The organism is Pseudomonas sp. REP124 (assembly GCF_020164475.1).
Classification (GTDB): domain Bacteria; phylum Pseudomonadota; class Gammaproteobacteria; order Pseudomonadales; family Pseudomonadaceae; genus Aquipseudomonas.
Window position 1 is genome coordinate 40,310 of sequence record NZ_JAIQWX010000013.1, and the last position, 11,818, is coordinate 52,127.

Genomic DNA, 11,818 nt, shown 5'->3' on the forward strand with positions numbered 1-11,818 from the left:
TTTGCGGGTACTGCTGATCAAGACTTCATCGCTGGGCGACGTGATTCACGCGTTGCCGGCGCTGACCGACGCGGCGCGGGCAATTCCCGGCATCACCTTCGACTGGGTGGTGGAAGAGGGCTTCGCCGAAATTCCCACCTGGCACCCGGCCGTTGGCAAGGTGATCCCGGTGGCGATCCGCCGCTGGCGCAAGAACATCTGGCAAACCATCAAGAGCGGCGAGTGGAAGCGCTTCAAGCAAAGCCTGCGCGCGACGAAATACGATCTGGTCATCGATGCCCAGGGCCTTTTGAAAAGTGCCTTGCTGACGCGCTACGTCAAAGCCCCGATCGCCGGGCTGGACAAGGACTCGGCCCGTGAGCCGATTGCCGCGCGCTTCTATTCCCGTCGCCTGGCCGTGGCCCGTGGGCAGCATGCGGTGGAACGGGTGCGTCAGCTGTTCGCCGTGGCCCTGGGTTACGACTTGCCCAAAGGCCTGGGCGACTACGGCCTGAACGTCGAGCGCCTGGTGGAATTGCCGCGCAAGAATCCGTACGTGCTGTTCCTGCACGGCACCACCTGGGACACCAAGCACTGGCCCGAAGCCTATTGGCGCGAGCTGGCCGAGCGTGTCGGTTACCTGGGTGTCGGGGTGAAGCTGCCCTGGGGCAATGCGGTCGAGAAGGCCCGCGCCGAACGCATCGCCAAGGACATGAAGCACGTTGAAGTGCTGCCCAAGCTGAATCTGGCCGGTGTTGGCAAGGTGCTGGCCGGCGCTCAGGCCTGCGTGGCGGTGGATACCGGCCTCGGCCATTTGGCCGCGGCGCTGGACGTGCCGACCCTGTCGCTGTTCGGTCCGACCAACCCCGGCCTGACCGGTGCCTACGGCAAGTCGCAGATCCATCTGGCCAGCGATTTTCCTTGCGCGCCCTGCATGTCGAAGAAATGCACCTATCAACCGACGGCCGAAGATGCCCGCCGGTTCGACCTCAAACGCGAGTGGCCGTTGTGCTTCACCCGCGTGAATCCCGAACGCGTCGCCAGCCGGCTGAGCACGTTGTTACTCACCGAGGAGCTGCGCTGATGCAATTGGCATTTGTCCTTTACAAGTATTTTCCCTTCGGCGGTTTGCAGCGTGACTTCATGCGCATTGCCCTGGAGTGCCAGAAGCGCGGCCACCAGATTCGCGTCTACACGCTGATCTGGGAAGGCGACGTGCCGCCGGGCTTCGAAGTGCTGGTGGCGCCGGTCAAGGCGTTCTTCAATCATCGGCGCAATGAAAAGCTCAGCGAATGGATGGAGGCGGACCTGGCCAAGCGCCCGGTCGATCGCCTGATCGGCTTCAACAAAATGCCGGGCCTGGACGTCTACTACGCCGCCGACGGCTGTTTCGAAGACAAGGCGCAGAACCTGCGCAACTCTTTGTACCGCCGCTGGGGCCGCTATCGCCACTTCGCCGAGTACGAGCGGGCGGTGTTCGCCAAGGACGCCAAGACCGAAGTGCTGATGATCTCCGAAGTGCAGCAGCCGCTGTTCATCAAGCATTACGACACCCCGCTCAAGCGCTTTCACCTGCTGCCGCCGGGCATCGCCCAGGACCGCCGCCGGCCTGCGGATGCCGACCAGATCCGCGCCGGCTTTCGCGCCGAATTCAACCTCAAGGACGACGAGCTGCTGTTGGTGCAGATCGGCTCCGGGTTCAAGACCAAGGGCGTGGATCGCAGTCTGAAGGCGCTGGCGGCGTTGCCCGCCGATCTGAAGAAACGTACCCGGCTATTTGTAATCGGCCAGGATGACCCCAAATTGTTCCAGATGCAGAGCGCCACACTGGGCCTGGGCGATAACGTGACCTTCCTCAAGGGGCGTAGCGATATCCCGCGTTTCCTGCTTGGCGCCGATCTGTTGATCCACCCGGCCTACAACGAAAACACCGGCACCGTGCTGCTTGAAGCGCTGGTGGCCGGTCTGCCGGTGCTGGTCAGCGCGGTCTGCGGTTACGCCCATTACATTGCCGAGGCCGATGCCGGCCTGGTGCTGGACGAGCCGTTCGATCAGGGGCAGTTGACCCAATACCTGACCGGCATGTTGAACGACGATCAAGCACGGGCGGCCTGGAGCCGCAACGGTCTGGCCTTTGCCGAAACGGCCGACCTCTACAGCATGCCGCAGCACGCGGCCGATGTGATTCTGGCGGAGCACGCTTAAATGAAGTTGATGCTGGCTGAACCGTTCAAGAGCCTTTGGGCCGGACGCGATGCGTTCACCGAAGTCGAAGGCTTGCAGGGCGAGGTTTACCGCGAACTGGAAGCGCGCCGGACCCTGCGCACTGAAGTGGACGGCAATGGTTTTTTCGTGAAAATCCACCGTGGCATCGGTTGGGGCGAGATCTTCAAGAACCTGCTGACCGCCAAGTTGCCGGTCCTCGGCGCGGGCCAGGAATGGAAAGCCATCCAGCGCCTGCAGGAAGTCGGTGTGCCGACCATGACCGCCGTGGCTTACGGCGAGAAGGGCAGCAATCCGGCGGACCAGCATTCGTTCATCGTCACCGAAGAGCTGGCGCCGACCGTCAGCCTCGAAGACTTCAGCATCAACTGGCTCAAGCAGCCGCCGGAGCCGAGGCTCAAACGCGCGCTGATCGCCGAAGTGGCGCGCATGACCGGCATGATGCACCGCGCCGGGGTCAACCATCGTGACTGCTACATCTGCCATTTCCTGCTGCACACCGACAAACCGGTGACGGCAGACGATTTCAAACTCTCGGTGATCGACCTGCACCGCGCCCAGACACGCCCGGCCATTACCTCGCGCTGGCGCAACAAGGATCTGGCGGCGCTGTACTTTTCGGCCCTGGATATCGGCCTGACCCGTCGCGACAAACTGCGTTTTCTCAAGGGCTACTTCCAGCGGCCGCTGCGGCAGATCCTCAGTGAAGAGGCCGGGCTGCTGAGCTGGCTCGAAGGCAAGGCCAACAAGCTTTACGACCGCAAGCAACGCTACGGGGATGCGCTCTGATGGCGGGTTGGACACTGGAGCCGGCCTACAGCGATCTGGCAGAAGATTTCGGCAGCCTCGATGCGGTGTTTGCGCTGCAGGGCGAGCGCCTGACCCGCGACCCGCTGTCCGAGGTCATCCGCGTGCAGCGCAACGGCGTCAACTATTACGTCAAGCGCTACTCGGGGGCCGGCAAGGGCTTGCGTCGTTATCTGGGCAAACCCCGGGTAAAAATGGAATGGCAGAACCTCAAGCGCTTCGCCAAGTGGGGCATTCCCACGGCCGAGGTGGTGGCCTGGGGTCTGGAGCGGCGCGGGGCGGCCTATGATCGCGGGGCGATGATCACCCGCGAGCTGCCGCATACCGAGGATCTGTCCGCGCTGGCCGAGCGGCACGACCCGAAACTGGCGGATCGCGCCTGGGTCGACCAGGTCAGCCGTCAGTTGGCCAGCCACACCCGGACCATGCACGAGCATCGTTTTACCCATAACGATCTGAAGTGGCGCAACCTGCTGATCGACGATCAGGCCAAACTGTTCCTGATCGATTGCCCCAACGGTGATTTCTGGAGCGGTTTCTGGCTCAAGTACCGCATCACCAAGGACCTGGCCTGCCTGGACAAGGTCGCCAAGTATCAATTGTCGGCCACCCAGCGCCTGCGCTTTTACCTGCAATACCGCCAACGGGACCGGCTCAACGACGCCGACAAGAAACGGATCCGGCACGTGGTGAGATTTTTCGAGGGACGCGAATGACTGATTTTCTGGCTGCCGAAGACCGTGCGCTGCTCGAGCGCCACGGCTTGGGCACTTTCGACGCACTCTGGGCCCGGCAACTCGACGCCGTGGATGAACCCAACACCATTCGTGGTGGCTGGAGCAGCGTGTTTCGACTGGATCTGGAGGGTCAGGGCTTCTACCTCAAGCGTCAGAGCAACTACATGATGCACACGTTGCACGCGCCCTTTGGCGAGCCGAGCTTCGCCCGTGAATTCCGCAACATCAGCCGCTATGAAAAACTCGGTATTCCGGCGCTGAAAGCGGCGTTCTTTGGTGAACGCAAGGTCGACGGCGAAGTCCGGGCGATTCTGCTGACCCGCGCCCTGGACGGCTGGGATGACCTGGATTCGCTGCTGCAGCGCTGGTCTGACCTGGGCGAGGCGCAACATGTCGCGATTCTTCAAGCCTGTGGAAAACTGGCGCGGCGCCTGCACGGCGTGCGTCAGGTGCACGGCTGCTTTTACCCCAAGCATATTTTCCTCTGCGCCACCGGTGACGGCTACCAGGCGCAGTTGATCGATCTGGAAAAGACCCGGCCGCTGCTGTTAGGTCAACGTGATCGGGTCAAGGATCTGGAGCCGCTGTTGCGCCGGGCGCCGGAGTGGAGTGACGCGCAGTTGCGCATTCTGCTGGGCGCCTATCTGGACCAGCCTCAAAACAGCACGCTGATCGACAGCTGGCTGACGCGCCTGACCGCGCGACGCAGCCATAAGGAGAAGCGCTGATGCGTTTGTCCGAGCTGAAGAATGCCGGTCGCAGCCCGACGTTGCCGCTGAGTGTTTCGTTGGCCGATGCCGCCGGTCCCGCGGATTTGCAGCTACTGAGTCTGTTGCGGGTTTTGCCGGGGCAGCGCTACGTCGGCGCTGGCATCTGGCGCGGTCGTCCGGTGCTGGCCAAGTTGCTGGTCGGCGGCAAGGCAGCGCGGCATTTCCAGCGGGAGCTGGACGGCGTGCGCCTGCTGGCGGCGCAAGGCTTGACCACGCCGCTGCTGTTGGCCGACGGGCTCAAGGACGGCGAGGGCGGCTGGCTGCTGTTCGAGTTTCTGGAAGAGGCCGCGAGCCTGGGCGACGCCTGGAAGCAGGTCGAACACCTGCCGGCGCTGGCCGATGAGCAATCGGCGGTGCTGGCCGAAGCGCTGGGCGCGATCGGGCAAATGCACCGCAAAGGCCTGTGGCAGGAAGATCTGCACCTGGACAACCTGCTGCGCCAGGGCAGTCGCCTGTATTTGATCGACGGTGCGGGGATCCGCGCCGAAACCCCGGGCCAGCCGTTGTCGCGGCAGAAAGTCCTGGAAAACCTCGGGGTGTTTTTCGCCCAGTTGCCCCAGGCGCTGGAGCCGTTCACCGAAGAGTTGCTGGTGTACTACCTGCTGAGCAACGGCGAGCATGCCTTGCCGATGGAAGCCTTGCAGAAGCAGATCGACAAGGTGCGCAGCTGGCGGCTGAAGGATTACCTGATCAAGGTCGGGCGCGAGTGCACGCTGTTCAGCGTCCAGCGCGGTGCGTTCGGCTTGCGCGCGATCCGGCGTGAAGAAGAGGCTTCGATGCTGCCGGTTCTGGATCGGGCCGATGCGTTGCTCGATCAAGGTCACCTTTATAAAACCGGTGGCGCGGCGAGCGTCGGCAAAGTCGAGGTGGATGGCCGCACGCTGGTGATCAAGCGCTACAACATCAAGGGCTTCGCCCACTGGCTCAAGCGCTTCTGGCGTCCGAGTCGCGCCTGGCACTCGTGGCACGAAGGCAATCGCCTGGCGTTTCTCGGCATTGCCACGCCCAAACCCCTGGCGCTGCTGGAAAAGCGTTTTCTCTGGCTGCGCGGTCGGGCTTACCTGATCACCGAGCATCTGGCGGGGCCGGACATCATCGAGCGCTTTGCGCCTTACGTGGAAAGCGGCGATGCCCCCGAGGCGGAACTGGCGGCGCTGGACCGGTTGTTCGCCGAACTGATTCGCCTGCGCATCAGCCATGGCGACTTCAAGGGGCACAACCTGTTCTGGCAGCAGGATCGCTGGGCGCTGATCGATCTGGATTCGATGTGTCAGCATCGCTCTCTCGGCAACTTTGCTCCGGCCTATGCCAAGGATCGTGCGCGGTTCATGCGTAACTGGCCTGAGAGCAGTGCTCTGCATGAGGTGATTGATCAGCGGTTGCCCAAGGATATTTCCGGCGCAGCTTAAGCTGTCTTCGCGAGCAAGCCCGCTCCCACAAGGTTTTGTGTCGGTCGCAGCATGTGTGAGCAACACATAAACCTGTGGGAGCGGGCTTGCCCGCGATGAGGCCAGAATGGTCCTACACAATCTTGGGAAACCATGAACTGTGGCCTGATCAACCGCGATGCTAGCTTGGCTGTCCTTCATGGAGGACAGACCTTGACCATCAAAATGGCCGTCGCAGCAGGTGTCATCTCGCTGACTCTGACCGGATGCGGCACCTTCGCAACGGTATTTCAGGACGAAGCTGAAGCAGCCCAGGGGCTGCGCAAGCAAAAAACCTATTGCCAATCCATTCCCAGGACCTACAGCGGCCTGGCCTACGATTTCTGCGTATTGAACGCGCCACCTGACCCCACGGGCATGTTTCTTCCCTTCATCCTGGCCGACATGGCCCTCTCCGGCGCCCTGGACACAGTAGCCTTGCCCTACACCCTCTACCGCCAAGCCACCGACGGCAATATCTCCATTTACTGGCGCCCATCCCCCGGATAAGCCCTCAAAGTCACCGCTCAACCCCCTTGCAGCTTGCAGCTAGCGGCTTGCAGCTGCTTTTAAGCTATAATCCCGCCCTTTAGCTGCCCCACGCTCCCGGCGAGGGCAGATCATTTTTGAGGCGCTACGGCGCCTGACATGCAGACTAAAGAGGCTAGACCCCTGTGGCATTGACGATTCTTGGCCTGTCCGGCGCCCTTAGCCATGATCCTTCAGCAGCCTTGTACATCGACGGCAAGCTGGTCGCGGCGGCTGAAGAAGAGCGCTTCGTACGCGATAAACATGCAAAGAACCGCATGCCCTACGAATCGGCGAAGTTCTGCCTGGAACAGGCCGGCATCAAGCCTTCGGACGTTGATGTGGTGGCGATTCCGTTCGCCCCGATCAGTCTTTTCGGCAAGGCCCGCTGGCACTACGCAAAACGTTACTGGTACGCCCCGGACCGCGCCCTCGACGCGATCCTGATGGGCAACCGTCGCTACAAGCGCTATCGCAACAAGATCGTCTGGTGCCTGGAGCAACTGGGCTTCGATCCGAAGAAAATCAAGATCGAGCCGGTCGAACACCACTTGGCCCACGCCTCCAGCGCCTACCACTGCTCCGGTTTCAAAGAGAAAACCGCGATCCTCGGTATCGACGGCAAGGGCGAGTACGCCACGACCTTCTTCGGCTACGGTCAGAACGGCAAGATCCACAAGATCAAGGAATTCTTCGATCCGGACTCCCTGGGCGGCCTGTATGGCGCGATCACCGAGTTCCTCGGTTTCGAAATGCTCGACGGCGAGTTCAAGGTCATGGGCATGGCGCCGTACGGCGACGCCAGCAAATACGATTTCTCGCGCCTGGCCTCGTTCGAGAACGGCGAACTGGTGATCAACACCGAATACGCCAACGTGATCGGCCTGCGTCGCTATAAAGAGAAGGGCAAGGGTTTCTACTTCTCGCCGAAACTCATCGAGTGGCTGGGTCCGAAGCGCGAAGGCGACATCGCCGACGAGCCTTACATCCACTACGCCGCGAGCATGCAAGCGCTGTTCGAGAAACTGGCGTTGCAGATGATCGACCACTACCTGGGTGACGTACTCAAGGAAACCGGCAAGCTGGCCTTCGCCGGCGGCTGCGCCTTGAACGTCAAGCTGAACCAGAAAATCATCGCCCGCGACGACGTCAAGGAACTGTTCGTGCAGCCTGCGTCCGGCGACGCCGGTACCGCGGTGGGTGCTGCGGCCTATGTGTCCCACGCCCGTGGCGTGCCGGTCGAGAAGATGGAACACGTCTACCTCGGCCCGTCGTACAGCAACGAAGACGTGATCGCCGCCTGCGCCCGCCACGAGAACAAGCCGACCTGGCGCAAGCTCGACAACATGCCGGAGCAGATCGCCAAAATCATGGTCGACGGCAACCCGGTGGCCTGGTTCCAGGGCCGCATGGAGTTCGGTCCGCGCGCACTGGGCGGTCGTTCGATCATCGGTTGCCCGAGCGTGGCCGGCGTGGCCGACCGCATCAACCATCAGATCAAGTTCCGCGAGCGCTGGAGGCCTTTCTGCCCGTCGATGCTCGACACCGTCGCGCCGCAGATGATCAAGATCGACCACCCGGCGCCTTTCATGACCTTCACTTTCGAAGTGGCGGAAGAGTGGAAGACCCGCGTACCGGAAGTCGTTCACGAAGACGGCACCTCCCGCGCCCAGGTGCTCAAGCGCGAATACAATCCGCGCTACTACGACATGATGAAGGCGCTCGAGAACCTGACCGGCAACGGCGTGTCTCTGAACACCTCGCTCAACCGTCGTGGCGAACCGATGATCTGCTCGCCGACCGACGCCCTGAACATGTTCTTCGGCTCCGATCTGCAGTACCTGATCATGGAAGACATCCTGGTGGTCAAAGAGGGCGCGAACGCCTATGACACGCTCGGCTGAACGCCATGTGCTGCAGTTCTGCCACGGCTATGACGGGCCGTTCCTGGACTGCGCCCGGCAGTACGCCAGCCTGTTCGCGGGGACCGGCTATCGCGTGACCACGGTGTTTCTCACCGGGGTCGCCGATGCCGAAGTCGCCGCGGGTTGCGCCTCCGACGAAGTGTTGTTCATGGAATACAGCTCCAAGGCCATTCGTGGCCTGAAGCTGGGTGCCATCGGCGATCTGCGCAAGATCGCCGCCTCACGCAATTTCAGTTTCTGCATCGCCCATCGCTTCAAGCCGATCTACATCGCCTTGCTCGGCACTTCGCTGCCGGTGATTGGCGTGCACCACGCGTTTGACGATTACAAACGCGGTTCGCGCAAACTGTTCGCCCACATTTTCCGCAAGCGCCTGAGCCTGCTCGGTGTCTCCGATGCCGTGCGCGACGACATGCGCCGTTGCCTGCCGAAGTGGCCGGCGACGCGAATCCAGACGCTGTACAACCGTATCGACGTGCCGGCATTGCAGCAAAGCCAGGTATCGGCTGACGAAGCCCGGGAAACCCTCGGCCTGGCCAGCGATGCCTGGATTGTCGGCAATGTCGGGCGCCTGCATCCGGACAAGGATCAGGCCACGCTGCTGGACGGTTTTGCCCAGGCATTGCCGGGCCTGCCGGCCAACAGTCAGCTGGTGATTCTCGGCAAAGGCCGGCTGGAAGAAGATCTCAAGGCCCAGGCCCGCGAGCTGGGCATTGGCGACCGTGTGCTGTTCCTCGGCCAGGTGCCCGATGCGCGACGCTACTTCCGTGCCTTCGACGTGTTCGCCCTGAGCTCCGATAACGAACCGTTCGGCATGGTGCTGCTCGAAGCCATGGCCGCCGGCGTGCCGTTGCTGGCCACTGCGTGCGGCGGGGCGAAGGAAGTGGTCGAAGGTGTCGGCATTCTGTTCCCGCTGGGGGACGCCGAACATCTGGCCCAGGGGCTGCAACATCTGGCCGCGATGGACGCCCGGCAACGTCAGCAATGCGCCGAGCTGATGCTCGACCGCCTGCACGAGCGTTTCTCCGACCGCGCGGTACGCGATGCTTTCTGGCATCTGCCGCACGTTATCGAACTGGCACCGAGGGGCTGATGCTCAACCGATTTCAAGGCTGGCGCGAACGCGGCTGGTCCGTAACTGATGCCTCGACCTACGCCGAAACCTGGCAGCGTTATGGCGGCAGCGTCGCGACTCACCCGCTGGTGGTCGCGCGACTGGCGCAGTTGGCCGGCATCCCCGTCCGCTATCTGGTCTGGGAACAGGGCGGCGACATCAAGGCGGCGCTTCCGACCTGGGGCCGCGATCTGGCCCTGTCCAAGGAAGTGCTCAAACGCAACGGCAAAAAGGGCCTGTTCGATCTGGGCAACGCCGAGATCATCCTGCCCGCCGCCGAAAATGCCCAGGCGCCTCTGCGGCATCGTGGCCGCTACCTGTCGGCGCTGAACGAAAACCGCTTCAGCGACATCAAGTTGCAGGCCGAACAACTGGCCATGGCCCGCACGCCGGAAGAACTGTCGAAGAAGTTTCGCTACAACCAGCGCCGCGAACTCAGGTTGCTGGAAGAGGCGGGGGGCGTGGTTCGACCGGTCACCGATTTCTCCGCTGCCGAGCTGGCGGCGATCTACTGCGATCTGTTCCAGCGCCGCTGGGGTTTCCCGGCTACGGGCGCTGCGCGCATGGCCGATGTCGTCGAGTTGTTGCGCGAACTGCTGATCGGCTCGGTGATTTTCCTCAACGATGCACCGATCGCGATCCAGCTGGTTTACCGCGTAGAGGCGCCGCAGTGGATCAGCGTCGAATACATCAATGGCGGCGTCGACCCTGAAACCCGCGAGTTCAGCCCCGGCAGCGTGCTGAGTTTCCTCAACACCCAAAGCGCCTGGGAACATGCCCGGGCCTTGGACAAACCCTTGCGCTTCTCCTTCGGCCGCGCCGATCGCGAATACAAGGATCGTTGGTGCAATCCTGTGCCGGTCTACACCGTATGAGTCAGCCCATGAGCCGCAAACAACAATTGCTCAAGCGCCATCGACGCAACAAACGCCTCGCTCTGCTGGTTGCCCTGGCGCTGTTGATCGTCTGCGGCATCTGGGTGGCCTGGTGGTTGCCGCTGCTGCTGGCAGTGCTGGGCTGGATCGCCCACGAGGCCTGGTTTGCCGATCATCTGTTCTATTCGCCGAAAGACGATTACCAGTACAACTTTCCTCCCTTCACACCGCAGCCCAAGGTTCATCTGAACGGCGAGCACCTGCGGCTGGACGAAGGAGTGATGCTGGTCGACGACGCGACGCTGGTGCTGGCGCTGCGAATCAAGAGCACCTGGCTGGGGCGTTTCCTTGATCCGGTAGTGGAACTGGTCGGTGGCGAAAATCCGGACCGTCAGACTTTCGAGCGCGGCGTCAATGGCCTGCGTTTTCTAAACCTCAGCGGTCAGGCAAAGGTGTTGTCAAAGGGTGAGTTGCGTTTGCGCGGACGTCACTGCCGGTTGGTCGGCGAGCCAGTGCTCTGGGCGATTGAGCATCCCGATTACCGCCGGCAGCGGGTGATGGTCATCGCTCCCCATGCCGATGATGCCGAGCTGGCAGCCTACGGTTTGTACAGCCAGGCCGAAGAAGCCTGGATCGTCACCCTCACCGCCGGTGAAATCGAAGCCGAGCACTATCAGCAGATGGGGCTGGGCAAGGTCGAGGCGGCGCGGCTCAAAGGCCGTTTGCGCGCCTGGGACAGCATTGCCGTGCCGCGCTGGGCCGGAGTGCCCGAGGCGCACTGCGTGCAGCTGGGTTATTTCTGTCTTCAGTTGCAAGCCATGCAGGCCTCACCTTCGCAACCGGTGGGTTCTCGCGAAGCGGATTTGAGCGACACGCGTCTGTTCCGTCAGTTGAATCCGTTTACCCTGCCGGGTGACGTCGATGGCGCGCCGACCTGGAACAATCTTGTGGCCGATCTGCGAGCACTGTTGCAGCGGGCGCAGCCGGAAGTGATCGTGATGCCGCATCCGACCCTCGATCCTCATCCCGATCACATCTGCGCCCAGCAAGCGGTGCTCGAAGCCCTGAAAGGGCTCGAATGGCAACCGACCCTGCTGGGTTACGCCAATCACCTGCACGACAACGATCGCTGGCCGATGGGTGACAATGGCACCGGTATCACCCTTCCTCCTGTATTCGACCCGGCGGCTTCGCTGCATCCCTGCTGCCTCTCGTTGTCCACGGCGCAACAGCATGACAAGGCCATGGCTCTGGGCATGATGCATGACCTGCAACCTCCCGCACCGTTCAAGCGCCGCTTGCGCCGCGGTTTGCAGCGGCTGCTGGCGGGGCGTTCCGGTTCGCCTTACGGCGAGAATGAGTTTTTTCGCAAGGCTGTGCGTCGCCACGAACTGTTCTGGCGTTTGTAAGGTGTTTCGGGCCTGACGGGCATC

11 protein-coding genes are annotated in these 11,818 nt (G+C 62.3%); all 11 read left to right on the forward strand.

Annotated elements, in window-relative coordinates; genetic code table 11:
• Position 1 precedes the first annotated feature (1 nt).
• The 11 genes from waaC to K9857_RS05540 all read left to right on the forward strand — a co-directional run bounded on the left by waaC (position 2) and on the right by K9857_RS05540 (position 11,794).
• Positions 2 to 1,063, forward strand: coding sequence for a lipopolysaccharide heptosyltransferase I (gene waaC / locus K9857_RS05490; RefSeq protein ID WP_224533845.1), 1,062 nt, complete (start codon positions 2 to 4; stop codon positions 1,061 to 1,063).
• Positions 1,063 to 2,184 (forward strand): glycosyltransferase family 4 protein, encoded by a 1,122-nt coding sequence (locus K9857_RS05495; protein WP_175375401.1) that lies wholly within the window; start codon positions 1,063 to 1,065, stop codon positions 2,182 to 2,184. The genes waaC and K9857_RS05495 overlap by 1 nt, the downstream gene beginning before the upstream one ends.
• The gene (gene rfaP / locus K9857_RS05500; protein ID WP_224533846.1) at positions 2,185 to 2,991 is read left to right on the forward strand and encodes a lipopolysaccharide core heptose(I) kinase RfaP; all 807 of its coding nucleotides are present in this window, start codon (positions 2,185 to 2,187) and stop codon (positions 2,989 to 2,991) included.
• Positions 2,991 to 3,725 carry a lipopolysaccharide kinase InaA family protein gene (locus K9857_RS05505; RefSeq protein ID WP_175375403.1) on the forward strand — a complete coding sequence of 245 codons (735 nt, stop codon included), beginning with the start codon at positions 2,991 to 2,993 and terminating at the stop codon, positions 3,723 to 3,725. Before rfaP ends, K9857_RS05505 begins: the two co-directional genes overlap by 1 nt.
• A complete protein-coding gene (locus K9857_RS05510) occupies positions 3,722 to 4,474 on the forward strand; it encodes a lipopolysaccharide kinase InaA family protein (protein WP_224533847.1) in 753 nt (250 codons plus the stop codon). Before K9857_RS05505 ends, K9857_RS05510 begins: the two co-directional genes overlap by 4 nt.
• A complete protein-coding gene (locus K9857_RS05515; protein ID WP_224533848.1) occupies positions 4,474 to 5,925 on the forward strand; it encodes a lipopolysaccharide kinase InaA family protein in 1,452 nt (483 codons plus the stop codon). The genes K9857_RS05510 and K9857_RS05515 overlap by 1 nt, the downstream gene beginning before the upstream one ends.
• 192 nt (positions 5,926 to 6,117) lie before the next feature.
• Positions 6,118 to 6,453, forward strand: coding sequence for a YceK/YidQ family lipoprotein (locus tag K9857_RS05520; protein WP_224533849.1), 336 nt, complete (start codon positions 6,118 to 6,120; stop codon positions 6,451 to 6,453).
• 164 nt (positions 6,454 to 6,617) lie between these two features.
• Complete coding sequence (locus K9857_RS05525) at positions 6,618 to 8,375, forward strand: carbamoyltransferase (protein ID WP_224533850.1); 1,758 nt, start codon at positions 6,618 to 6,620, stop codon at positions 8,373 to 8,375.
• Positions 8,359 to 9,489: a glycosyltransferase gene (locus K9857_RS05530; protein WP_224533851.1), complete on the forward strand. Its 1,131-nt coding sequence runs from the start codon at positions 8,359 to 8,361 to the stop codon at positions 9,487 to 9,489. The genes K9857_RS05525 and K9857_RS05530 overlap by 17 nt, the downstream gene beginning before the upstream one ends.
• Positions 9,489 to 10,385: an antimicrobial resistance protein Mig-14 gene (locus K9857_RS05535; RefSeq protein ID WP_224533852.1), complete on the forward strand. Its 897-nt coding sequence runs from the start codon at positions 9,489 to 9,491 to the stop codon at positions 10,383 to 10,385. The genes K9857_RS05530 and K9857_RS05535 overlap by 1 nt, the downstream gene beginning before the upstream one ends.
• Positions 10,386 to 10,393: 8 nt before the next feature.
• Positions 10,394 to 11,794: a PIG-L deacetylase family protein gene (locus K9857_RS05540; RefSeq protein ID WP_224533853.1), complete on the forward strand. Its 1,401-nt coding sequence runs from the start codon at positions 10,394 to 10,396 to the stop codon at positions 11,792 to 11,794.
• Positions 11,795 to 11,818: the final 24 nt, after the last annotated feature.